Below are 24,294 nucleotides of genomic sequence, written 5' to 3'. Positions count from 1 at the left end.
CAACTCTCGGGACTCGCAGGGGCTTCGCCCCCGAACCCCCAAGAAAAGGGTTATCGACAGCGTGTCTGTGACCCGCATCGCCTTACAGACATGTTATTCATGCACACCTGTGGATGACCTTGTGGACAACTCGAGGAAGGGCTGGGGACATGACGACTGATTCGGTATCCCGACTCTCCTGGTCCACACCCCCGGCCGCCCTTGTGACCTGCGCAATCGGCGGTCTCGTGCTGGCCGGGGCGGCGGTGCTGTCGAACGAGGCGCCCGCTCGTCTGCTCATCGGCCTGGCCGCAGCCGGGCTGTTGGCCATGGCGGGTCTGGGATTGCGGCAGCGGCCGCGACTATCCATCGAACCCGGTGACCCCGCCCAGCTCGTCGTGCGCGGACTGACCGGGCCGCAGCGCTACAGCTCCCGGCAGATCACCCGGGCCCGCGTGGTGAACTACCGCCGGCTCGGACGGCGCATGCCCATGCTCGAAATCGATGTGGACAACGGCGGGGAAGAGAAACTGCTGATCTTCGGCCGCTGGGATCTGGGCGCGAGCCCCGACGATGTCCTGGACACCTTGCGCGCCCACCTCTGATTCACCACCGGTTGTGCACAGGCCGATTCACACGTTGAAGAGCGTGTTCACCACGGTCGGCAGCGATGGCGCGCCGAATACCGTGACCGCCAGTGCGATCACCACCACCGCCGCCACCGCACCCCAGCCGATCAGCGCGGCCGCCTTGGGCGTGCCGGCATGCAGCCAGCGCGGCAGATAGAGAATCCCGGCGGTCGCGACGGTTCCGGCGAGCAGTCCGCCCAGGTGCGCCCAGATCGAGATGTTAGGCACCGAGAACGTGATGATCAGGTTGATCACCAGCAGCACCAGGATCTGCGTCATGTTCTGTTTGGTCCGCAGCATGATCACGGCGACCGCGCCGAACAGGCCGAATATGGCACCCGACGCACCCGCCGACGCCGACAGCGGTTCCGATAGCGCGGTGATCGCCGCCGAACCACCCAGCAGCGAGGCGAAATACACCGCCACGAATCGGCCACGGCCCAGCGCGATCTCGGCATAGGGGCCGAGCACGTACAGCGCGAACATATTGACCGCCACGTGAATCAGCCCGTAGTGCAGGAAGCCGGACCCCAGGACCCGCCACCACTCCCCCTCACCGACCGCGACCGGCACCAGCACCCAGTCGTAGAACAGCTCCGAATTCCGGGAGTTCATGTCCATGGCAGTGCGCGCCTGCACCGCGGTGATCGCGAAGACGATCAGGTTGAGCGCGATGAGCCCGTAGGTGACGTACGGCTGTGGATGATTCGACGCCACCGCCCCGCCGACATTGCGCACCTGCCGAGTCTCGTTGCGGCCCTGCCGGACGCACTCCACGCACTGCTGCCCGACCGCCGCCGGGGTGAGACATTCCGGACACGCCGGACGCCCGCACCGCGTGCAGCCCAGCCCGGTGACGCGATCGGGATGCCGGAAACAGGTCGGGGCGGGCTGCTGGTGCGGGTTCATGCGAAAGTCCTTCGGCTGCGGCCTGATTCAGGAGATGGTGATCCCGGTGATCACGACCTCGTCCTTGGGCCGGTCATTGCGGTCGGTGGGGGTGCCGCCGATCGTTTCCACGACCTTGCGCGAATCCGGATCCAGCACCTCACCGAAGATGGTGTGCTTGCGGTTCAGATGCGGCTGCGGGCCCAGGGTGATGAAGAACTGCGACCCGTTCGAGTTCGGTCCGGAGTTCGCCATGGCGAGCAGATAGGCGCGATCGAATCGCAGCTCGGGATGGAACTCGTCCTTGAACTCGTAGCCGGGACCACCGCGGCCGGTGCCGAGCGGGCAGCCACCCTGGATCATGAAGCCCTCCATGACGCGATGGAAGGTGGATCCGTCGTAGAACGGCCCGGAGTCGGCGCCCTTGGCGTTCTTGGTGGTGTAATCGGCGGACCCGTCAGCCAGGCCGATGAAGTTCCGGACTGTCCGGGGAGCGTGATTACCGAAAAGCGAGATCTTGATATCGCCAAGGTTGGTATGCACCGTGGCTACGGCAGTCTGATTCGGTGAGGTCACGCCGCCCAGGATAGGTGCTGCACCCCGTCTGCCGGAGCACGGCACACGCCACACGCTTCAACCCCGCCAATGAGGGTTAGGGGCCCTACCCCGCTCTCCCCTCTTCTGGGAGTTTGGGGGCGAAGCCCCCAAGACCTGTGATCTCCTGCCCGAAATCGGGCACAGAAGTTGTCGAAACGGGCGCGGCAGGGCAGGCTCAGTCGGGTGAATGACGGGACCCCGGCAGATCTGGTGCGCCATGTGGCGTCATCCACCGGTCTGCCGCCCGCGGTGGCGGCCCGCGTGGTCGCCGATGTCGTCGGCTATTTCGACGAGACCGCGGAGGAGTTCATCCGGCGCCGGCATGCCGAACTGCAGCGGCGGCAGGTGCGCAATGCGGAGATCTGGCAGCGGCTCGCGGAAGAGCTCGCACAGCGCCCGGTCGCCGCCCCCGCATTCACCGAACGACAGCTGCGCCGAATCGTGTACGGGTAGAGGAGTCAGTCGCGCATGTGTGGAATCGTCGGATACATCGGCCACCGCGAAGCCGTTCCGGTCCTGCTGGAGGGTTTGCACCGGCTGGAGTACCGCGGCTACGACTCCGCCGGTCTGGCGGTGCCGCATCGCGGCAAGCTGCGGATCACCAAAACCCAGGGGCGCGTGCAGGATCTGCGCACCAAGGTGGACGGTGACGCGGCGCGACTGCGCGGCACGGTCGGCATCGCGCACACCCGCTGGGCCACGCACGGCGAACCCAGTGACGCGAACGCGCACCCGCACACCGACGGCAGCGGCCGGATCGCGGTGGTGCACAACGGCATTGTGGAGAACGCCGAGGAACTGCGCGCCGCGCTGACCGCCGAAGGCGTGACGTTCCTGTCGGAGACCGACACCGAGGCCATCGCGCACCTCATCGCCGCCGCCCTGGACGACAGCGAAACCCTGGAGGACGCCGTCCGCACCGCCCTGCATCGGGTGGAGGGCACCTACGGTCTGCTGGTGCTGGATTCGCGCCGCCCCGACGAGCTGGTGGTGGCCCGCAACGGCAGCCCGATCGTGCTCGGCGTCGGCGACGGCGAGATGTTCGTGGCCTCCGATGTGTCCGCGCTCGTGCACCACACCCAGCGCGTGGTGTTCCTCGACGACGGCGAGCTGGCCACCGTGCGCGCCCGCGAATTCCGCACCAGCACACTGGGACTCGAGGCGCGCCGCACCGACAAGATTCCCACCACCATCGATATGGCGGCCGAGGACTACGCGCTCGGCGGCTACCCGGACTTCATGCGCAAGGAGATGTCGGAGCAGCCCGACGCGGTGCGCCGCGCCCTGCGCGGCCGCCTGGACGAGCGTTTCGCGACCGCGATCCTGGGTGGCCTGAACATGGATGCCCGGGAACTGCGCGGCATCAGCAAGGTGGTGTTCCTGGGTTGCGGCTCCGCCTATTACGCGGGCCAGCTGGGCGCGCAGCTGGTGGAGGAACTGGCGCGGATTCCCGCCACGGCCGAACCGGCCTCGGAATTCCGCTACCGCAATCCCGTGGTCGATCCGGACGCTCTGTACGTCGCGATCAGCCAGTCCGGCGAAACCCTGGATACCCTTGCGGCCGTTCAGGAATTGCAGCGCAAGGGCGGCCGGGTCATCGGTGCGGTGAATGTGGTGGGCAGCGCCATCGCCCGCGAATGCGGTGCGGGCGTGTTCCTGCACGCCGGTCCGGAGGTATCGGTGGCCTCCACCAAGGCGCTCACCAATATGACCGTCTCCTTCGCCATGCTGGCGCTGCTGCTGGGGCGCGTCCGCGACCTGTCGACCGCCGCCGGCGAACGCGTCGTGTCGGGCCTGCGCGCGCTACCCGAGGCCATCGAGTCGGTGCTGGCCGCCGAGGCCGCCATCGCCGATATCGCGGCCCGATATGCCAAGGCGCGCAGCATGTTCTTCATCGGCCGCGTCCGCGCCTGGCCGGTCGCGCGCGAGGGCGCGCAGAAGCTCAAGGAGATCTCCTACATTCACGCCGAGGCGTATCAGGGCTCCGAACTCAAGCACGGCCCGCTGGCGCTCATCGACTCGGAGATGCCGAGCGTCGTCCTCGTCCCCAATGACGAACTCCTCGCCAAGAACATCACCACCATCGAGCAGATCAAGGCGCGCGGCGGCCCGGTCATCGCGGTCACCAATACCGATCTCCCGGAAGGCTTGGCGGACGCCGTCATTCGCGTTCCGGCGGTCGGCCCGGAACTGGACCCCATCATCCTGACGATCCCGCTGCAGCTGCTCGCCTACTACACCGCCACCGCACTGGGCCGCGATATCGACAAGCCCCGCAACCTGGCCAAGAGCGTGACAGTGGAATGAAATTCGGTGCTGTGCCAGAGTGGTTTGCATGGGGCCATTGCGGAACAAAGTCATTCTGGCGGCACTACTGGCAGCGGCAGGCGGAGTCGTCGCGTTCTTTCTGAGCAAACGCCCCCAGCCGGCCGCTCCGGCCGCGGAGCCGCCGCGCCTGGGTTACTCGCGCAACGGCTCCGCGCCTTCGCCGGATTACTCAGCGGCTCACTGACCGCTTGTACTGCCGCACCGCCAGCGGCACGAAGATCGCCAGGATCACCGCGATCCAGATGAACGTGGTCGCCACCGGATGCCGCATGGACCAGGTGTCCGGCGGCGGGAAGGCGTCGCTGGTATTGCCGAACAGCACGCGGGTGGCCTCGGTGAGCGCCGACACCGGGTTCCATTCGGCGAACACCTTCAAGGCACCGGGTAGGTCGTTGAGCGGCACGAAGGTGTTGGCCAGGAAGGTGAGCGGGAAGATCACCATGAACACCGCGTTGTTGAACACCTCGGGCGCGCGCACGATCAGGCCGATCACGGCCATGATCCACGACACCGCGTAGGCGAACAGCAGCAGCAGGATGTAGGCCAGCACGGCGTCGAAGAACGATCCGCGAATCCGCCAGCCCACCACCAGGCCGGTCAGCGACATGACCACGAGGCTGACCACGTTGATCACCACATCGGCGGCGGTGCGTCCGATGAGCACCGCGGCCGGCGCCATGGGCAGCGAGCGGAACCTGTCGATGATGCCCTTCTGCATGTCCTCGGCGAGGCTCAGACCGGTGAAGGTGCCGCCGAAGACGACCGTCTGGGCGAAGATGCCGGCGATCAGGAACTCGCGGTAACCGCCCTCCAGGCCCGGCACCTTGATGGCATTGCCGAACACGAAGGCGAACAGCAGCACGAACATGATCGGCGACAGCGTCGAGAAGATCAGCACATCGGGTACGCGCTTGATCTTGATGACATTGCGCTTGGTGATCGTGATGCTGTCATTGATCAGCATCGTCAATCGTTCTGCCGACGAAGGCTTTTCGGCCACGGCCAGGGTCGCGCTCATCGGGCTCCACCTCCCACCGTCTCCTGAGCTTCCTTCGCGCCGTTGACCAGTTCCTCGGCCTCGTGCCCGGTGAGCGAGAGGAACACATCGTCCAGCGACGGCCGCCGCAGCCCCACATCGTGCAGCCGCACTTCGTGTTTGGTGAGCTGGCCGATGGCGTCCACCAGCGCCTGGGACCCGTCGTTCACCGGCACGACGATGCGGCGCAGGCTCGGCTCCAGCCGGATCTCGCCCTGTGCCAGCCCTTCCAGGGCCTGCTGGGCGATCGCGAGCTGATCGGCGTGCTCCACGACGAGTTCGATGCGGTCGCCGCCGACCAGGGCCTTCAATTCGTCGGCGGTGCCCTCGGCGATCACATTGCCGTGGTCGATGACGGCGATCGAATCGGCCAGCCGGTCGGCCTCCTCCATGTACTGCGTGGTGAGCAGCAGCGTGGTGCCGCCCGCGACCAGTTCCTCGATGACATCCCAGAGATCCAGGCGTGCACGGGGATCCAGGCCGGTGGTCGGTTCGTCCAGGAACAGCACCGGCGGATTCGCGACCAGCGCGCCGGCCAGGTCGAGCCGGCGGCGCATACCGCCGGAGTAGCCCTTGACCGGGCGGTCGGCGGCATCGGTGAGGCGGAAACGCTCCAGCAGCTCCCGGGCGCGCTCCTTACTGCGCTGCACGCCCATGTGGTACAGCCGGCCCACCATCTCCAAGTTCTCGAAGCCGGTGAGGTATTCGTCGACCGCGGCGTACTGGCCGGACGCGCCGATGCGCGAGCGCAGCAGCTGCGGATCCTTCAGGACATCGACCCCGGCGACGGTCGCACTGCCGGAGTCGGGGATGAGCAGGGTGGTGAGGACGCGGACGGTGGTGGTCTTACCGGCGCCGTTGGGGCCCAGCAGTGCGGTGACCGTCCCTTCCGGTACCGACAGGTCGAGGCCGTCCAAGGCGGTCAACTTGCCGTACCGCTTCACCAGCCCCTCGGCGACTATTGCGTCGGGCATGATTCTCCTGATGTCTCGTAGATTTCGAGCCGTGTTGGCTCTGATCTGCATAAACGCTGCGAACAAGACCGGACACTACGGGCCAGTATTGCCCATTTCGGGCGTGGAAGTCATCCGAAATTCCGGAAGTGAAAGACCTGTGACACGGGAAAGGCCGCATCCCGTTGGGGGTCCGGCGGTGCTCGGGGGTGCCGGTACGGGATGCGGCCGATTCGATGATCCGCCCGCGAAGATGCCCGAATCGCGAGTAGCGCACTACTCGAATTCGCCCGTCCGGCATCACTTTTTGCGGCACGACCCGATGGTCCCACCCGGGTACGACATCTTCTCCGCAAAAAATCTTGGAACGCGGACCCGCGATGGCCACACAAACGCCATATCTCGCGTAGGATCGTTCCCGTCGGCCCCTCCCCCCCGGGCCGACCTTACGCGGGCCTCGGCTAACTCCCCCCCTTCGCCGAGGCCCGCTCCCATATCCGGAGCAGGTTTCCCGCCCGGCTACACCAGGGGACGAATCACATTGCGGCGCAGCACATGCCCGCGCAGCCGGTTGATGCCGCGCACTCGCACACCACGCAGATGGGTCAATTCGAACTGCGGGTTGCCCGCTATCGCCGCCGCCGCGCCATCGTCCACGAGCACGGTGCCCGGACGCGCCACACCCGTGAGGCGCGCGGCCACGTTCACCACCGACCCGTAGAGGTCCCCGAAGCGCTGCAGCACCTCGCCGTAGGCCAGACCCACCCGCAACTCCTGGGTGACGCCGTGCGAGGCCGTGGCGGCCTCCTGGACGGCCAGCGCGATGCGCGCACCCTCCTCGGCGGTATTGGCCGCGAACATGACCTCGTCGCCCACGTTCTTGATGACCCAGCCGCCGTTGGCGATGATCGCATTGCTCGTCGCCGCCTCGAATGCCTCGAGGAGAGAAGACAATTCGTCCGGTTCCAGGTGCCGCGTGAGACGCGTGTACCCGACCATGTCGGCGAACCCGACCGCCATCACCCGCATGGTGTCCCCCGCGACCGAGCCCTCGTCCAGCGAGCGCGCCAGCGCCGCGTCCAGGTGCCGGCGGAACGCGTAGGTCATGAGCGCCTCGATCTCGTTCATCACCTCTTCGGTGACGACCCGCGCCACATCCTCCTGATTCGCGGCCGGATCGGCCTTCATGCGCGCCTCGGTGCGGTACAGGATCTCCTCGGTGATCAGATCCACCTGCCACTCGGCCAGCCGGGCCATGGACCGCCCCAGCGTGCGGGCGGCCGTGGTCTGGCGGTGAATGTCCGCGCCCGCCAGCACTTTCAGCCGGCCGAAGCTTTTGGCGGCCGCGATATCGGCGTCGGAGTATTCGATGGCGTCGTCATCGGGATGCGCGGGAAAACCCAGGGCGATCCACAAGCGTCTGGTCAGCGACGTCGGCGCGCCACTCTTGGCCGCCACCTCACGCCGGTTGTATTTGCGCTCGCCGTTCAGCAGATACGGCTCCACCACGGATTGAACGAGTTTCGAGATCTCGGGGGAGGCCATGATCGCCACCTTACGTGGTGATGATGCGGGAATTCGCTGCGAGTTCTCGTGTCAGACGACATCGGTGAGATGTCACAGCGGAGGAGCAAGAAGAAGTGGAGCCTAGGGGAATCGAACCCCTAACCCCTGCCTTGCAAAGGCAGTGCTCTGCCAATTGAGCTAAGGCCCCGGACGGGGAGAATCTCCCCGAGGTTTTCGATCAGCGAGTGGTGACCTCGTGCCAGAGGTCGGCATCATTGCGCTGACGCAGTTTGCTGATTCCGAAGATCACCGCGGCCACCAGGCCGATCGTGAGGAGAAATTTCATGAATCCCACCCTACTGTGATTCTCGGGAGTGGGCCTAGGAGGACTTGAACCTCCGACCTCTTCGTTATCAGCGAAGCGCTCTAACCGCCTGAGCTATAGGCCCTCATCTCGGTTCCGAGAGTGTCTCTCGAACCGAGGCCAAAGATTACCGTACCGAACCTCCGACCTCCAAAACGGCAGGTCAAACCCGCTCCCGGGCCCCTCGGGGGCTTCGCCCCCGAACCCCCGTACGGCGGGGCCGCGCCACCCCGATCCCACAAAAAAGGGGTGTGGGGACTTGGTCCCCACACCCCTTTCAGACCTGGAAGGTCTAGTCCGGGTCCGCCAGGGTCACCTGGATGCCGCCGACGAGGTCGCAGCATTGGTTGTAGACGAACACGCCGACCGTCGACAGCGCGGTCAGCAGGACCACGTTGATGAGGCCGATGACGCCCGCGTAGCCGAACACGGTGCCGGCGTCCACGAGCGCGGAAGACGAACTGTCCGACACCATTTCGGTGAAGGTGCTGTTGAGCCGCTCCCACACGCCCATGCCCTCGAGCACGAGGTAGAGCAGGCCGACCGCGAGCATCCACACGAAGAACATGGCGACGCTGATCACCAGCGACACCTTCAGCGTGGACCACGGGTCGATGTGGCGCAGCTGCACGGTGGCGCGCAGCGGCTCACCGGTGGCCGCGGCCTGCGCGACCGCCGCGGGGGCGGACGGCGAGACCGGGCCGGTCGGCGCGATCGGCTCCGGCGGCGGCAGCGGGTGCCGCAGCTCGGACAGATCGGGCAGATCCTTCACGAGTTCGGGGCGGGCGATGCTGCGGGTCGGTCCGTCGATGCCGACGGACTTCACCATGGCCGCCTCCTTGCGGGCCGCCTTGGCCGCCAGGTCGGCCGTGGTGCGCGCATTGGAGACACCGGCGTTCAGACCCACACCGCCGGCCGGCCGCCCCGTGGTGGGCGACTGACCGGGCCGGTACAGGTTGGACTGCGGCTCGCGCTGCGGCAGCTGAGACCAGCCCTCCTGGAAGGGCGAACCGGCGGACTGCTGATCCGACGGCTCCGCGGCGGCCGCCGAATCGTGCGCGTTCTCCACGAATTCGCCGGAGTTGTCCGGTGTTTCGGGCGAAATCGGCACGCCCGATTCGTTCGAGGCACCCGGCCGCGGAATGGGCCGCGGCGGAATCGGGGACGGGGCGATCCGCTCGGTCACGCCATTGGCGTGACCCCGCTGGTCATTCGGCTGATTCGTGGTCAATGGTGAATCCTTCGATTCGTTCTGCCGCCGCTGCTGTGGTGAAACTACTGCTTCGCCGAACCGCTGGTGTCGTCTTCGGCAACCTGGTCGGGTTCATCCGCGTTCCGAGCGATCGCCAGCAACGTATCGTCCCCGCCCAGGTTCATCAACCGGACGCCCTTGGTTTGGCGTCCGGCTTTGCGAACCTGATTCGCCGCGGTGCGAATAACGCCGCCACCGGAGGTAATCGCGTACAGCTCGTCGTCGTCATTGACGATGAGCGCCCCGACCAGACTGCCACGTTTCTCGTCGTACTGAATAGTCAAGACGCCCTTGCCGCCTCGGCCCTGCGCCGTGTACTCGTCGATGGCCGTGCGCTTGGAGTACCCGCCCGCCGTCGCGACAAGCAGATAGTTCGATTCGTCGCCCTCGTGAACGACATTGAGCGACAACAGTTCATCGTCGGTGTTGAAGCGCATGCCCTGCACGCCGGAGGTGGCGCGGCCCATGGGACGCAGCACCTCGTCGTTGGCGGAGAAGCGGATCGACTGGCCGTGCGCGGAGACGAGCAGCAGGTCGTCCTCGGCGGAACACAGTGCCGCACCGACCAATTCGTCACCATCGCGAAGATTGACCGCCACGATGCCGCCGGAGCGGTTGGAATCGAAGTCGGTCAGCTTGGACTTCTTCACCAGACCGTTGCGGGTCGCCAGCACCAGGTACGGGGAATCCTCGTACGACTTGATCTGAATGACCTGGGCGATCTTCTCGTCCGGCTGGAAGGCCAGCAGGTTCGCCACGTGCTGGCCGCGCGCGGTGCGGTTGGCCTCCGGCAGCTCGTACGCCTTGGCCCGGTACACGCGGCCGAGGTTGGTGAAGAACAGCAGCCAGTCGTGCGTGGAGGTGATGAAGAAGTGCCGGACGATGTCGTCCTGCTTGAGACCCGCGCCCTGCACGCCCTTGCCGCCGCGCTTCTGCGAACGGTAGAGGTCGGTCTTGGTGCGCTTGGCGTACCCGGTCTCGGTGATGGTGACGACCACGTCCTCGCGGGCGATCAGATCCTCGTCCTGGACGTCGCCGTCCGAGGCGATGATCTTCGTGCGGCGGTCGTCGCCGTGCTTGTCGACGATCTCGGCCAGCTCGTCGCGCACGATGGCGCGCTGCCGCTCCGGCTTGAGCAGGATGTCCTTGAGGTCGGCGATCTCGGCCTCGATCTTGGCCAATTCGTCGAGGATCTTCTGCCGTTCCAGGGCGGACAGGCGGCGCAGCTGCATATCGAGAATGGCGGTGGCCTGGATCTCGTCGATATCCAGCAACTGCATCAAGCCGGTGCGCGCGGTCTCGGTGTCGGCCGAGCGGCGGATCAGGGCGATCACAGCGTCGAGCTGATCGAGCGCCTTCACCAAACCACGCAGGATGTGGGCGCGCTCCTCCGCCTTGCGCAGCAAGTACTTCGTGCGCCGGATGATGACGTCCAACTGGTGGTTCACGTACAGCCGGATCATCTGATCCAGGCGCAGCGTGCGCGGCACCCCGTCGACGATCGACAGCATGTTCGCGCCGAAGCTGGTCTGCAACTGGGTGTGCTTGTACAGGTTGTTCAGCACGACCTTGGCGACCGCGTCACGCTTGACCGTCACCACGATGCGCATGCCGACACGGTCGGAGGACTCGTCGTGGATGTCGGAGACGCCCGCGATCTTCGCGTCCTTCACCTGCTCGGCGATCGAGTTGATGAAGTTGTCGGTGTTCACCTGGTACGGCAGCTCGGTGATGACGATCGTGGTGCGGCCACGATTGTCTTCCTCGATCTCGACCACACCGCGCATCTTGATGGAGCCGCGGCCGGTCGTGTACGCGTCGTGAATGCCCTGGGTGCCGACGATCAGGCCGGCGGTCGGGAAGTCCGGGCCCTTCACGCGCTCCATGCACGCCGCGAGGGTGGACTCCTCGTCCGCCTCGTGATTGTCGAGCGCCCAGTAGATGGCCTCGGCCAGTTCCGTCAGGTTGTGCGGCGGAATATTGGTGGCCATACCGACGGCGATGCCGTTGGAGCCGTTCATCAACAGCACGGGGACGCGGGCCGGGAGAACGACCGGCTCCTGCGTCTTACCGTCGTAGTTGGGGATGAAATCGACCGTCTCGTGGTCGATTTCGCGCAGCAGCTCCATGGCCAGCGGCGTCAGGCGGCACTCGGTGTAACGCATGGCGGCCGCGCCGTCGTTGCCGCGCGAACCGAAGTTGCCCTGGCCGTCGACCAGCGGATACCGCAGCGACCACGGCTGCGCCATACGCACGAGGGTGTCGTAGATGGCCGTGTCACCGTGCGGGTGATAGTTACCCATGGTGTCGGCGACCGGGCGCGCGGACTTCACATAACCGCGATCGGGCCGATACCCGTTGTCGTACATCGCGTACATGATCCGGCGGTGCACCGGCTTGAGGCCGTCACGGACCTCCGGCAGCGCACGGCCGACGATCACGCTCATGGCGTAGTCGATGTAGGAGTTCTGCATCTCCTGCTGGATGTCGACCGGCTCGATGCGGTCGCCGCCGGAGGGGGGCAACTCGGTCTCTGTCATGAATCAGTCTCCGTAAGAGGTCATTTGGGGTTCTCGGGCGGTGGCACGCAGGGGCCGAGGGTTCGAATCCCTCTGCCCCGCGCCACTTACACGTCGAGGAACCGCACGTCCTTGGCGTTGCGGGTGATGAAGCTGCGGCGGGCCTCCACGTCCTCGCCCATGAGGACCGAGAACAGCTCGTCCGCCGCGGCGGCGTCATCCAGGGTGACCAGACGCAGAACCCGGACGGCCGGGTCCATCGTGGTCTCCCACAGCTCCTTCGGGTTCATCTCGCCGAGACCCTTGTAGCGCTGCACGCCGTCGTCCTTGTTGATCTTCTTGCCGGCGGCCAGGCCGCGCTCCAGCAGCCCGTCGCGTTCCCGGTCGGAGTAGGCGAACTCCGGTTCGGACCGCTGCCACTTGAGCTTGTACAGCGGCGGCTGAGCCAGATACACGTGCCCGTGCTCGACCAGCGGCCGCATGAAGCGGAACAGCAGGGTCAGCAGCAGGGTCGAGATGTGCTGGCCGTCCACATCGGCGTCGGCCATCAGCACGATCTTGTGATAGCGCAGCTTGGCGATATCGAACTCGTCGTGGATGCCGGTGCCGAAGGCCGTGATGATCGACTGGACCTCATTGTTCTTGAGCACCTTGTCGATACGCGACTTCTCGACATTGATGATCTTGCCGCGCAGCGGCAGGATCGCCTGGTACATCGAGTCGCGCCCGGACTTGGCCGAGCCACCGGCGGAGTCACCCTCCACGATGTAGATCTCGGACTTGCTCGGATCCTTGGAACGGCAGTCGGCCAGCTTGCCCGGGAGTCCACCGATATCGGTCGCGCTCTTGCGCCGCACCAGTTCTCGCGCCTTACGCGCGGCGACACGGGCCTGCGCGGACGAAACCGCCTTGGTGACAATCGTCTTCGCGTCGGCCGGGTTGGCCTCGAACCAGTGCGTCAGGTGCTCGTTGCAGGTGCGCTGCACGAACGACTTGACCTCGGTATTGCCGAGCTTGGTCTTGGTCTGGCCCTCGAACTGCGGATCGGCGATCTTCACGCTCACAATGGCGGCGAGACCCTCACGGATGTCGTCACCGGTGAGGTTACCGTCCTTCTCCTTGAGGAGCTTCTTGTCCTTCGCGTACTTGTTCACCACCGTGGTGAGCGCGGCGCGGAAGCCCTCTTCGTGCGTGCCGCCCTCGTGCGTGTTGATGGTGTTGGCGAAGGTGTGCACGGACTCGGAGTAACCCGAGTTCCACTGCATGGCCACCTCGAGCTCGTGCCCGGTGCCCTTGCCGGTGAACGACACGATCGAATTGTGGATCGGCGTCTTGGTCCGGTTGATGTGCTTGACGTAGTCCTCGAGCCCGCCCGGGTAGTGGTAGGTGCGGGTCTTCACCTTCGGCTCGGCCGGGGCCGCCACACCCTCTTCGGCGTGCTTGGGCGCCTCGGCGGTCTCGGACACCACCTCGTCGGTGACATCGCCCTCGGAGACCCGCTCGTCGGTGAGGGTGATGGTGAGGCCTTTGTTCAGGAACGCCATCTCCTGCAGACGCCGCGCGACCGTCTCGAAGTTGAAGGTGGTCGTCTCGAAGATCTCCGCGTCCGGCCAGAACCGGATGGTGGTGCCGGTGCGCTTGGTCGCCGCACCCTGCACGAGCTTGCCGGGACGAGAGTCCTTGTACTCCTGGGTCCAGTGGAAACCGTCGGTGTCCACCTCGGCCTCGAGGCGCGTGGACAGCGCGTTCACCACCGAGATGCCGACGCCGTGCAGACCGCCGGAGACGGCGTACGCGTCGGAGTCGAACTTGCCACCCGCGTGCAGCTGGGTCATGACCACCTCGATGGTGGGCACACCCTGCGCGTGCATGGCGACGGGGATACCGCGGCCGTCGTCGATCACCTCGACGCCGCCGTCGGCGAGCAGCTTCACGTCGACGCGGCTGGCGTAACCGGCCATCGCCTCGTCGACGGAGTTGTCGACCACCTCCCAGATGAGGTGGTGCAGACCGCGCTCACCGGTGGAGCCGATGTACATACCGGGACGTTTGCGGACCGCTTCGAGGCCCTCGAGGACGGTGATGGAGTCGGCACCGTAGCCGTTGCCTGACTTGGGCTGGGTCGAGCCGTCTGCGTTGGAGTCCATGGCAGCCACTGGTCGGTAGCTCTCCTTACTTGCTGATCCTCCGGGCACAGCGCGGACGGCACACGTGGGGCCCTCGGGGACATGTGAGCCATGTCTGCTCGAGAATTACGGACCCACGCGCGAGCTGTCGCGAAACGCGCCGGGAGGTATCGCCGCTAGTTACTCCCCCATCCTACTGGTAGGACCGACAAGGAACGCACCTATGACACCCCTGAATGCGTCGTAGGTGCGTGAAATCGACCATCGACGGGTCCGGTCATGGGCGATGGGGGTCCGGAGGGCTTCAGCGGGCGATCCGCGCGTGGCGGTGACAGGGTTTGCGCAGAAGTTCGCCGCGATCTAGCCAGGGCGACGTTCCACGTGAAACGTCAACGCGTCACCGTGACGGATCGCGAACAGCACCACTCCCCCGTCATCGGCCCCTATCCGTAGGTGTCGCGCGGTCCGCGGCCCTTGATGTGCCGATCGCCGTGCCGCCAGCTCGGGGCCGTCGGGCCGTTGATGCGCAGCGAGGTGACGGTGCCGTGCCCGACCGCCGCATTGATCTTCGCCAGAATCTGCGACTGCATGAGCCGCAACTGTGTCGCCCACGCCGTCGACTCGGCCTGGATGCTCAGCACGCCGTTCTCGAGCGTGACCGGATTGGCGTGCGAGGCGATGTCCTCCCCCACCACCTGCGCCCAGCGTCCGAATACCGTGCCCTCGGCGACCTTGCCGGACCAGCCGCGGCCCTTGGCCAGCGCCATGGCCAGCGACGACAGTGTCTGCGGATCACGGTCGTCCGGGCCCGCACCCGACCAGCCGGTGCGACGCCGGCGCAGGGCACGGACACCGCCCTTGCGCGGCGAGGCCCTCCCCTGCCCCACGTTCTGACCGCGGGCGCGAGCAGCGGCCCTGGCCTCCTCGAGTGCGCGCCGCGCGAGATCGACGCCGCGCAGTTCCCCCTCCGGACCTGACGCGCCCGGGGTCGGATCCTGTTTCTCCGGCTGGTCAGCCATCCACAGCTCCCTCTTCCGCAGCCCCGTTACCTGCCGTGATTCTGCCGCATCCCACCGACACGTGGGAGGTGCGACGATCGGCTTCCCCGGTGGTTTCCACGCGCAGGGGGTTGGCTTCGAGTTCCGGCGGAACATCCTCGGGCACAGCGGCGGTGATGAGAACCTGCTCGGCGGTGGCGGCGACGGCGGCCAGCGCGGTGCGGCGACGGCGATCCAGTTCGGCGAACACATCGTCGAGGATCAGCACCGGATCGGTGCCCGCGGTGCGCAGCAATTCGAACGCGCCGAGCCGCAAAGCCAGTGCGAAGGACCAGGATTCGCCGTGACTGGCGAAACCCTTCGCGGGTGCGGAGCCCAGCATGAGTTCCAGATCGTCGCGGTGCGGGCCGACGAGGCACACGCCGCGCTCGAGTTCCTTCTGTCGCGCATTCCCCAACTCGCGCAACAGGATCGACTCCAGCACCGCTTCGTCATCAGCCTGTGGAGAACGTGCGGGATCCTGGAATTCTGTTGGGAGATAACCGCTTCGGTACGCGATCGACGCAGGTCGCGACTCCGGGGCGATCGATCCATAGGCCTGTGCAAGATGTGGATAAAGTTCGTGCACCAGTCGCAGCCGCTGCGCCAGCAGCACCGCACCGTGCGCGGCGAGATGCCCGTCCCACACGTCCAGGGTGCTCATCTCCGCACCCCGCGCGCCCGAACGAGCATTGCGCCCAGCGGTTTTCAACAGGGCGGAGCGCTGCCGCAGCACCTTGTCGTAATCCGCGCGCACACCCGCCAGCCGCGGCAGCCGCGCGGTGGCCAGCTCGTCCAGGAAGCGCCTGCGCTCGGACGGATCACCGCGCACCAGCGACAGATCCTCGGGCGCGAACAGCACCGTATGCAGAATCCCCAGGATCTCCCGAGGCCGGCGCACCGGCGAACGATTGATCTGCGCCTTGTTCGCGGCCCCCTGATTGAGCTCCATGTCGATGCGCAGTTCACGACCGGTGTTCACCACCGTGGCGCCGATCCGGGCGCGCTGCGCGCCGATCCGGATCAGCGGGGCATCCGCCGACACCCGGTGGGAACCGAGTGTGGACAGATAGCCGATGGCCTCGACCAGATTCGTCTTGCCGTTGCCATTGGAGCCCAGGAAAGTGGTTCGCCCCGGCGGCAATTCGAGTTCGGCACGCTCCCAGGAGCGGAAGTCGAGCAGCGACAACGCCCGGACGTACATCTACGCCACCATGCCCATCGCGCGACGTGGGATAACCCTGTGCAATTGTGGATCAACCAGGGGCGTTTCACCGGAATGCGGCGAATTGCCCTGTCGCACCGACTTTTTCACAGGGTTGTCAACAGTGTGCACAGACTGTCGGCCGTAGCCGCTAGCCCGGGAGCCGGACCGGCATCAACAGGTAGATGTAGTTACCCGAAAGCGCCGAGAACGCACCGGAATCCAGCTGCGCGGGCTCCTCCTCCGGCGCCGGCAGCAGCACCGCCGGACGGCTCGGGGTGGTGAAGCCGAAGATGGCGCGATCCGAGTGCAGGGCGTTCAGGCCGTCCACCAGGTAGCCGGGGTTGAAGGCGATGGTCAGCGGCTCACCGCGGAACTCGGCCTCCAGCCACTCCTCGGCGCGGCCGGCATCGTCGCCACCGGCGGACAGCAGCAGGCCCTGATCGGAGAACTCCATGCGCACCTGGGCGCCGCGCTCGGCCACCAGCGCCACACGCTTGATGGCGTCGGTCAGCGCGCTCACCGTCAGCGTGGCGATGGAGGTGTGCTCCTTGGGGAGCAACTGGCGGAACTTGGGGAATTCCGCGTCGAGCAGGCGCGTGGTGGTGCGGCGGCCGCCGTTCACGATGCCCAGCAGGCCGTCGGTGCCGGTACCGAACGCCAATTGCACCGGCTGATCGGACGCACCGAGGGTTTTCGCGGACTCGGACAGGGTGCGGGCAGGGACCAGCACCGCGGTCTCCACATCGGCGCGTCCGGGCTGCCATTCGAGTTCGCGCACCGCGAGGCGGAAGCGGTCGGTGGCCGCGAGCACGACCTTGGGGCCTTCGATCTCGACCCGGATGCCGGTGAGCATGGGGAGCGTGTCGTCCCGGCCCGCGGCGACGGCCACCTGGCCGACGGCGGCGGAGAAGACATCCACACCCAGTTCACCGGTCTGGGGAGGAAGTTCGGGCAGCTGCGGGTAGTCCTCGACCGGCATGGTCGGCAGGGAGAACTTGGCGCTGCCGCACTGGATCAGCACGCGAGTGCCGTCGACGGAGACATCAACAGGCTTGTTGGACAACGCCTTCGTGATATCGGCCAGTAGGCGGCCCGACACCAGCACCTGACCCGGTCCGGCTACTTCGGCTGCGACGCGCATCTGCGCGGAGACCTCATAGTCGAATCCGGAGACCGTCAGGCCGTCCTCGTCAGCCACGAGGAGAACGCCACCCAGCACAGGGACCGGAGGCCGCGACGGCAGGCTACGGGCCACCCAGGCTACGGATTCAGCGAAGTCCTCGCGGGCGACCCGAAACTTCATGCTTGCAAGCTCCATCGCCCGGTCTGTCCTCTCCAGTGTCTCGATCAAACGGATCTGAGTAATCGGCAGTCTCGCACACGGGGCCGACACCAAACCGTACCCGCGCACCGCGTCAGCGCCTACTCCGACCCTCCGGGCGCAACGGACGGCTGGGACAGCCCTCCCTCCTCTTCTCCCTGCCGCGTTCGAGTCGGGAGGAGCTACCCGTCGATCCGTTCACTCCCAGACCCGAGTTTCCACACACCCTGTTTTAAAGAAGTAATCAGAAGAAGAGAAATGAAGTAGTAGTAGGTCCTGTTAGTTCTGTGGACTTCGCCGATCCCCGCAGGTCGGAGGGTGTGGCGGCGTGGGGATGTCCGTTGGGTGTCTCGAGGATGAACCGGGAGTGGCTGTGGAAGCAACGCCACTTTCCACATTCATCCTCGAGCCATCCTCGAGTTGCTCCCCGATTCCTGCCCGATCCCCTCACATCTGAGTTAAACCGGGGACAACTCGAGGATTCCTCGAGGAGTCGACAGGGACTCCTCGAGGAATCCACAGGGCACAACTCGCATCCGGGCAGGTCAGCCCTCGAGGATGAACCAACCTGTGGGAACTGTGCACTACCGGTTGTGCACCGCTGTGAGTAGCGGCCTGGGGGCAAACCGGTGCATAACTCGAGGATTCCTCGAGGACTCCACAAGCTTTCCTCGAGGACTCCTCGAGGAATCCACACCCCTGAAAACAGCAGACCCCCACGTCAATCGACGTGGGGGCCTGTTAGCTGTGGATTACCGGGATCTCTGCTTGATCCGGGCTGTGAGTTCCTGAACCTGGTCGTACACCCGCCGGCGCTCGGTCATCTCCTTGCGCACCTTCTTCTCGGCGTACATGACCGTCGTGTGGTCGCGGCCGAAGGCCTGACCGATCTTGGGTAGGGATAGGTCGGTGAGCTCCCGGCACAGGTACATGGCGATCTGCCGGGCCTGCGCGAGCGGGCGGGCCTTGCCGGGACCGGTCAGTTCTTCCAGCGTGGTGTTGAAGTACTCCGCGGTCACGGCCATGATCGTGGCCGCCGTGATCTCCAGCGTGGCGGTGTCCGGCATGAGGTCGCGCAGCACGACCTCGGCCAGCGACAGGTCCAGCGGCTGCCCGTTCAGCGACGCGAACGCCGTGACGCGGATGAGCGCGCCCTCGAGCTCACGAATATTGCGCTCGACCCGGCTGGCGATGAGTTCCAGCACGTCGTGCGGCACATCCAGCCGGTCCATGCGCGCCTTCTTGCGCAGGATCGCGATGCGCGTCTCCAGCTCCGGCGGCTGTACGTCGGTGATCAGACCCCACTCGAAGCGCGTGCGCAGCCGCTCCTCCAGGGTGGCCAGCTGCTTGGGCGGCCGGTCCGACGACACGACGATCTGCTTGTTCGCGTTGTGCAGGGTGTTGAAGGTGTGGAAGAACTCCTCCTGGATGCCTTCCTTGCCCTCGATGAACTGGATGTCGTCCACCAGCAGGATGTCGGTCTCCCGGTAGCGGCGCTTGAACGCCACCTTCCGGTCGTCACGCAGCGAGTTGATGAAGTCGTTGGTGAATTCCTCTGTGGATACGTACTTCACCCGCATGCCCGGGAACAGCCGCTGCGCGTAGTGCCCGGCGGCGTGCAGTAGGTGTGTCTTGCCCAAACCCGAAGCACCCCAAACGAAAAGGGGATTGTAGGCGCGTGCCGGAGCCTCCGCGATGGCCACCGCGGCCGCGTGTGCGAACCGGTTGGAGGCGCCGATGACGAAGGTCTCGAAGGTGTACTTGGCGTTCAGGCTGGCCGACGACGACGGCGCGGGGGTTTCGCGCTCCGGCGGCTTGTTGAAATACGTGGGCCAGTTGTTGCGGACATTGACCACCGGCTCCTCGTCGCCGTGCTCGTCGTCGTCCACCGGCCGCCGTGCGGGGGCCGGCATGGGCGCGGGTTCGGGATCCGGCTCCGGCGAGAACAGCGACTCCTGGCCCGGCGGCATGGCCGGCTGCCGGTGGGATTCGCGTCGCCGGGGGGCTGCCGCGGGCTCCGGAACGGGGACCGGCAACTCTTCGGCCATCGGAGGCTGCCCGAATTCCACAGGTGGATAAGCTTCGCGCTCGCCGTACTCGGCCGGGTAGTCCGAGGGCGGCAGGTAGCGGGGCTGTGCATACTCCTGCGGCGCCTGGTAGTGGGCCTGTGCGCGCTCGACCGGAGGCGGCGCGGGCGCGGGCTGATATCCCATGGGCGCGTGATCGGACTCACGCGGGCGTTCGGGTCGCGAGGTCATGCGGGCGTGTCGCGGGGCGGCGGGGGCGCGGTCGCCGGAGTTGTTCTGCGCGGCGCGAATGCGCACGCCCAGGCCCTCGACCTGCAGGCCGCGCCGGGCGAGACTGCGCAGGATGGGTTCGCGCAGGTCACGCTCGACCACCTCCTGCGCCATGGTGCCGGGCACCGACAGCAGGGCGAAGCCCTGCAGGAAGGTAATGGGTTCGATGATGCCGAGCCAGGCTTTGTGCGCCTTGCTGACCGGCTGAATCTCCCCGTCGGCGCTGCCGCTCGCGAGCTCGGCGATAACCTCGGGCCATACAGCAGTCAGTACGTTCTGCTCGTCGTCCACGAACGTTGTCCTCCCCGGAGCTAGGCGATCGGCCCTACGAATATGCCACTCCAGGGGTCTTTCCACACAATTATCCACAGATGTGGAAAACCTGGGGATGCGCGTCACATCGCGTCGAATCCCCCGAATCGGGCGCGGACCTGCGGTTCTTCAGCTAACAGCTGGCAACAGTTCCGGCGGCGGCTCGCGAGCCCTGCTAAGTGCCCCAAACAAGCACAGCTCAACGGCCAGGAAAGGACCATACACACAACCCGCCCCGCGACACGAACCCGCAGCAAGCGCCACCCGAGTCGCCCCCTGACCCCCGAGTTTGACCCTCGAGAGGGCGGTAAGTACCCTTCTACAGTCACCCTAATGGTGCGGTGGCGGCTGTCTGCTGCCCTGCCCGATCGGGTATTGCGCCGGAGGATCCTCCCGATCCACCGAGAGCACGTATCACCGAACAAACTTCGGGCGTCACCGGACGCCCACCACCTAGAGGAGTGTTGACCGTGGCCAAGGGCAAGCGGACGTTCCAGCCGAACAACCGTCGTCGGGCGCGCGTCCACGGCTTCCGTCTCCGGATGCGCACCCGTGCGGGCCGCGCCATCGTGTCGGCGCGCCGTGGCAAGGGCCGCGCCAAGCTGACCGCCTGATCCGGCTATCCCGGATGCGGCGCCTGACTCACGGCACGCCGTGTAGTCGCCGATCCCTCATCCCTTCGTCGTACACCGGACGCTCAGGTGCTGCCTGAGCCGTTCCGGCTGCATCGGCGTACCGACTTCTCCCGGACGGTGCGCCAGGGCCGGCGGATCGGGAGACGGGATCTCGTTGTGCACGTACTGCTACACGACGATCGAACCGACACCCAGACCCCTGCCATTCGGACAGGCGGTCCGCGTTTCGGGTTGATCGTCAGCAAGGCGGTGGGTCCGGCGGTGGTTCGCCACCGGGTGGCTCGCCGCCTGCGTCATATCTGCGCAAGTCTGGCGGGCGAACTGCCGGACGGCGCGGACATTGTCATTCGCGCCCTGCCGGGCGCGGCGGACGCCCCGTCGGCCGAACTCGAACGGCAGATGCGCAGCGGCATCCGCAAACTCGGCGCCACGGACTCATGAGCGCCCTCCGCGCGGCTGCCCGCATACCGGCCAAAGCTCTGATATTCCTCATCGAGCTGTATCGGACCTATATCTCCCCCACCCGCATGCCGGTGTGCCGCTTCACGCCCACCTGCAGCGAGTACGCGGTGACAGCGTTGCGCACCCGCGGACTGTTCGTCGGACTCGGATTGACGGCCGTCCGTTTGGTGAAATGTGCGCCCTGGCACCCTGGTGGGTGGGACCCCGTACCCGAACGCAAGGCCGCTCGCGCCGAGCGGGATCGGGACGGGGCGCAAGCTTATGAAGGGTCATCGTCCGCGGTGACCGGCGATACGAACGACGGGAGTGCATAGAGCCGTGCTCGACTTCATTTATTACCCGGTGTCGTGGATCCTCTGGTTCTGGCACCGCGTGTTCGGGTTCGCGCTGGGCAAGGACAGTGGATTCGCCTGGGCGCTGGCCGTGGTGTTCCTCGTGTTCACGCTCCGGCTCGTGCTCTACAAGCCGTTCGTGAAGCAGGTCCGCACGACCAAGCAGATGCAGGAACTGCAGCCGCAGATCAAGGAACTGCAGAAGAAGTACAAGAACGATCGTCAGCAGATGACGCTCGAGATGCAGAAGCTGCAGAAGGAACACGGCTTCAACCCGCTCATGGGCTGCCTGCCCGTGCTGCTGCAGGTGCCGGTGTTCCTCGGCCTGTTCCATGTGCTGCGCTCGTTCAACCGCACCGGCCACGGGTTCGGACAGCTGGGCATGAGCCCCGAGCTGAACGCGCAGACGCCGAACTACGTCTTCAATGCCGACGACGTCCAATCCTTCCTCACCGCACGACTTTTCGGCGCTCCGCTCTCGGCGTACATCACCGAGCCGCAGGCGGTGCTGGATTCCTTCGCGCACTACGGCGGCATCCCCAGCAAGGTGGCCATTGCGGCCGTCTCGATTCCGCTCATGGTGATCGCCGGTCTGGCAACGCATTTCAATGCCCGCGCCTCCGTGGCCCGGCAGTCGCCCGAGGCGCTGGCCAACCCGCAGGCCGCCATGATGAACAAGCTGGCGCTGTGGGTGTTCCCGCTCGGTGTGCTCGTCGGTGGTCCGTTCCTGCCGATCGCCATCCTGATCTACTGGGTGTCCAACAACATCTGGACCTATGCGCAGCAGCACCTCGTCTTCGGCCGCATGGCCCAGGAAGAGGAGGAGAAGAAGGCCGCCGCGCTCGAGCGCCGCGCCGCGAATGCTCCGAAGCCGGGCGCGAAGCCGACCGTCGACACCCGCAAGAAGCCGGCGCAGGACGCCGACGCGGAGACCGGTTCCGACACCCCGCAGGCCGCCACGAATGGTTCGAAGCCGGCGGCCGGTGCCAAGCCGGCGGGCGCCAAGAAGCGCTCCGGCAACCGTGGTCGCGCCAACCAGAAGAAGCGGCGCTGAGACTCCACGACTGACAACTCCAGATGAAGGAAACAACCATGACTGTTGAAACCGACGGAGGGGACCCCACAGTGACGGCTGCGACGGCGGCACCGGAGACCGAGGCGGCGGAGCCGGCCACCGACTCCGAGGAAGCGCTCATCGAAGAGGGCGAGATCGCCGGCGACTACCTGGAGCAGCTGCTGGACGTCCTCGACTTCGACGGCGATATCGATCTCGATGTGGAGGGCGACCGCGCGGTCGTCAGCATCGATGGCGGCAAGGATCTGACCAAGCTGGTCGGCCGTCGTGGCGAGGTGCTGGATGCTCTCCAGGAACTCACCCGCCTGGCCGTGCAGCAGGCGACCGGCGTGCGCAGCCGGCTCATGCTGGATGTCGCGGGCTGGCGGGCCAAGCGCCGCTCCGAGTTGAGCGCGCTCGGCACCGAGGCGGCCAAGCGCGTGCTGGAAACCGGTGAGCGCGAAGCCCTCTCCCCCATGACCCCGTTCGAGCGCAAGATCGTGCACGACGCGGTCGCCGCCGTCGACGGTGTCGTGAGCGAGAGCGAAGGCGTGGAGCCCAGCCGCCGCGTGGTGGTCCTCCCCGCGTGACACGCGGACAGTACTGAACGTAGGGCCCCCGGGAGTGTGATCCCGGGGGCCCTACGCTTTATCCAAGGCCGATTGCGGAAGGATGTTTCACGTGGAACCAGGAGCCGAAGTGACCGAGCCAGTTGTCGAGCCCGCCGCTGCCGCGGTCGTCTTCGGAGACCGGGTGGACATGGCTCGCCGCTACTACGACGTGCTCGCGAGCGCGGGTGTCGAGCGCGGGCTGATCGGTCCGCGTGAGGTTCCCCGGCTCTGGGATCGGCACATCCTGAATTGCGCCGTGGTCGGCGAACTCCTCCCCCAGGGTGCGAGCGTCGTGGATGTCGGCAGCGGCGCGGGGCTCCCGGGCATCCCGCTCGCCATCGCGCGGCCGGATCTGCGAATCACCTTGGTGGAGCCGCTGCTTCGCCGCACCATCTTTCTGGCCGAGTTCGTGGAGGCCGTCGGGCTCGACAATGTGGTGATCGTGCGCGGGCGGGCCGAGCAGCCGGGCGTGCGGAAGGAGGCGGGCGGCGCGGATGTGGTCACCTCCCGCGCGGTGGCTCCCCTGGCGAAGCTGGCCGGCTGGTCCCTGCCGCTGGTGCGTGATCACGGAAAGATGATCGCCCTCAAGGGGATCAGCGCGGCCGAGGAGTTGGAGCGCGATCGCGCCGAACTCACCAAGGCCGGTGCGGGCCACGCGGAGGTCCTCGAATGCGGTGTCGGGATCCTGGAGACCCCCACGGTGGTGATCAGTGCCGAGCGGCTCCCCCGCAAGGAGCGTCGGGCCGAGGCGCGCGCCAAACGCCGCTGATTCGTTGCCGATTGATTCGGAATATCCATACTTCAGAATTGCCGTACGCCCGTCGGTACTGTCCCACACACCCACGCTGT

22 protein-coding genes and 2 tRNA genes are annotated in these 24,294 nt (G+C 66.4%); 9 read left to right on the top strand and 15 right to left on the bottom strand.

What is annotated here, in order from left to right; translation table 11 throughout:
- The first annotated feature begins 149 nt into the window (after positions 1-149).
- Positions 150-584, top strand: a complete 435-nt coding sequence (locus H0264_RS01360; RefSeq protein ID WP_181582272.1) for a PH domain-containing protein — start codon at positions 150-152, stop codon at positions 582-584.
- Between the two features lie 27 nt (positions 585-611).
- Here H0264_RS01360 and H0264_RS01355 read toward each other — a convergent pair whose 3' ends face one another.
- A complete protein-coding gene (locus H0264_RS01355; protein ID WP_181582271.1) occupies positions 612-1,517 on the bottom strand; it encodes a rhomboid family intramembrane serine protease in 906 nt (301 codons plus the stop codon).
- Positions 1,518-1,544: 27 nt separating this feature from the next.
- Complete coding sequence (locus tag H0264_RS01350; protein ID WP_181582270.1) at positions 1,545-2,072, bottom strand: peptidylprolyl isomerase; 528 nt, start codon at positions 2,070-2,072, stop codon at positions 1,545-1,547.
- Positions 2,073-2,276: 204 nt separating this feature from the next.
- Here H0264_RS01350 and H0264_RS01345 point away from each other — a divergent pair, with 204 nt between their 5' ends.
- Positions 2,277-2,546 (top strand): hypothetical protein, encoded by a 270-nt coding sequence (locus tag H0264_RS01345; RefSeq protein ID WP_181582269.1) that lies wholly within the window; start codon positions 2,277-2,279, stop codon positions 2,544-2,546.
- A 15-nt stretch (positions 2,547-2,561) separates the two neighbouring features.
- Positions 2,562-4,400, top strand: a complete 1,839-nt coding sequence (gene glmS, locus H0264_RS01340; protein WP_181582268.1) for a glutamine--fructose-6-phosphate transaminase (isomerizing) — start codon at positions 2,562-2,564, stop codon at positions 4,398-4,400.
- A gap of 190 nt (positions 4,401-4,590) precedes the next feature.
- On the opposite strand, the gene H0264_RS01335 is transcribed toward glmS, so the two are convergent.
- The 13 genes from H0264_RS01335 to dnaA form a co-directional block, all read right to left on the bottom strand.
- On the bottom strand, positions 4,591-5,439 hold the full coding sequence (locus H0264_RS01335) for an ABC transporter permease (protein WP_181582267.1): 849 nt from the start codon (positions 5,437-5,439) through the stop codon (positions 4,591-4,593).
- Positions 5,436-6,431, bottom strand: coding sequence for an ATP-binding cassette domain-containing protein (locus tag H0264_RS01330; protein WP_181582266.1), 996 nt, complete (start codon positions 6,429-6,431; stop codon positions 5,436-5,438). The genes H0264_RS01335 and H0264_RS01330 overlap by 4 nt, the downstream gene beginning before the upstream one ends.
- Before the next feature lie 498 nt (positions 6,432-6,929).
- On the bottom strand, positions 6,930-7,958 hold the full coding sequence (locus tag H0264_RS01325; RefSeq protein WP_181585207.1) for an adenylate/guanylate cyclase domain-containing protein: 1,029 nt from the start codon (positions 7,956-7,958) through the stop codon (positions 6,930-6,932).
- Between the two features lie 93 nt (positions 7,959-8,051).
- Positions 8,052-8,124 (bottom strand) — tRNA-Ala (locus tag H0264_RS01320).
- A gap of 30 nt (positions 8,125-8,154) precedes the next feature.
- Positions 8,155-8,262 carry a DLW-39 family protein gene (locus H0264_RS38230; protein WP_218007277.1) on the bottom strand — a complete coding sequence of 36 codons (108 nt, stop codon included), beginning with the start codon at positions 8,260-8,262 and terminating at the stop codon, positions 8,155-8,157.
- Positions 8,263-8,291: 29 nt separating this feature from the next.
- Positions 8,292-8,365, bottom strand: a tRNA-Ile gene (locus H0264_RS01315).
- A gap of 207 nt (positions 8,366-8,572) precedes the next feature.
- Positions 8,573-9,511 carry a DUF3566 domain-containing protein gene (locus H0264_RS01310; protein WP_231083792.1) on the bottom strand — a complete coding sequence of 313 codons (939 nt, stop codon included), beginning with the start codon at positions 9,509-9,511 and terminating at the stop codon, positions 8,573-8,575.
- A gap of 44 nt (positions 9,512-9,555) precedes the next feature.
- The gene (gyrA, locus tag H0264_RS01305; RefSeq protein ID WP_181582265.1) at positions 9,556-12,072 is read right to left on the bottom strand and encodes a DNA gyrase subunit A; all 2,517 of its coding nucleotides are present in this window, start codon (positions 12,070-12,072) and stop codon (positions 9,556-9,558) included.
- An 86-nt stretch (positions 12,073-12,158) separates the two neighbouring features.
- Entirely contained in the window at positions 12,159-14,198 is a 2,040-nt protein-coding gene (gyrB, locus tag H0264_RS01300) for a DNA topoisomerase (ATP-hydrolyzing) subunit B (protein WP_181582264.1), read from the bottom strand.
- 422 nt (positions 14,199-14,620) lie between these two features.
- A complete protein-coding gene (locus H0264_RS01295) occupies positions 14,621-15,196 on the bottom strand; it encodes a DUF721 family protein (protein WP_181582263.1) in 576 nt (191 codons plus the stop codon).
- Positions 15,189-16,418, bottom strand: a complete 1,230-nt coding sequence (recF, locus tag H0264_RS01290) for a DNA replication/repair protein RecF (protein ID WP_181582262.1) — start codon at positions 16,416-16,418, stop codon at positions 15,189-15,191. The genes H0264_RS01295 and recF overlap by 8 nt, the downstream gene beginning before the upstream one ends.
- A gap of 151 nt (positions 16,419-16,569) precedes the next feature.
- Positions 16,570-17,739: a DNA polymerase III subunit beta gene (gene dnaN / locus H0264_RS01285; RefSeq protein WP_181582261.1), complete on the bottom strand. Its 1,170-nt coding sequence runs from the start codon at positions 17,737-17,739 to the stop codon at positions 16,570-16,572.
- A 755-nt stretch (positions 17,740-18,494) separates the two neighbouring features.
- The gene (dnaA, locus tag H0264_RS01280; protein ID WP_181582260.1) at positions 18,495-20,330 is read right to left on the bottom strand and encodes a chromosomal replication initiator protein DnaA; all 1,836 of its coding nucleotides are present in this window, start codon (positions 20,328-20,330) and stop codon (positions 18,495-18,497) included.
- A 491-nt stretch (positions 20,331-20,821) separates the two neighbouring features.
- Between dnaA and rpmH the strand changes: the two genes are divergently transcribed.
- The 6 genes from rpmH to rsmG all read left to right on the top strand — a co-directional run bounded on the left by rpmH (position 20,822) and on the right by rsmG (position 24,214).
- On the top strand, positions 20,822-20,965 hold the full coding sequence (gene rpmH, locus H0264_RS01275; RefSeq protein ID WP_033085250.1) for a 50S ribosomal protein L34: 144 nt from the start codon (positions 20,822-20,824) through the stop codon (positions 20,963-20,965).
- An 87-nt stretch (positions 20,966-21,052) separates the two neighbouring features.
- Positions 21,053-21,427 carry a ribonuclease P protein component gene (rnpA, locus tag H0264_RS01270; protein ID WP_181582259.1) on the top strand — a complete coding sequence of 125 codons (375 nt, stop codon included), beginning with the start codon at positions 21,053-21,055 and terminating at the stop codon, positions 21,425-21,427.
- A complete protein-coding gene (gene yidD / locus H0264_RS01265) occupies positions 21,424-21,762 on the top strand; it encodes a membrane protein insertion efficiency factor YidD (protein WP_181582258.1) in 339 nt (112 codons plus the stop codon). Before rnpA ends, yidD begins: the two co-directional genes overlap by 4 nt.
- A gap of 4 nt (positions 21,763-21,766) precedes the next feature.
- Positions 21,767-22,834, top strand: a complete 1,068-nt coding sequence (gene yidC / locus H0264_RS01260; protein WP_181582257.1) for a membrane protein insertase YidC — start codon at positions 21,767-21,769, stop codon at positions 22,832-22,834.
- A 38-nt stretch (positions 22,835-22,872) separates the two neighbouring features.
- A complete protein-coding gene (locus H0264_RS01255) occupies positions 22,873-23,424 on the top strand; it encodes a Jag family protein (RefSeq protein ID WP_181582256.1) in 552 nt (183 codons plus the stop codon).
- Between the two features lie 82 nt (positions 23,425-23,506).
- The gene (gene rsmG, locus H0264_RS01250) at positions 23,507-24,214 is read left to right on the top strand and encodes a 16S rRNA (guanine(527)-N(7))-methyltransferase RsmG (RefSeq protein WP_181582255.1); all 708 of its coding nucleotides are present in this window, start codon (positions 23,507-23,509) and stop codon (positions 24,212-24,214) included.
- Positions 24,215-24,294: the final 80 nt, after the last annotated feature.

This window comes from Nocardia huaxiensis, from assembly GCF_013744875.1.
Classification (GTDB): domain Bacteria; phylum Actinomycetota; class Actinomycetes; order Mycobacteriales; family Mycobacteriaceae; genus Nocardia; species Nocardia huaxiensis.
The sequence above is the reverse complement of the archived record's forward strand: the minus strand, read 5'-3'. Positions and strand labels throughout refer to the sequence as shown.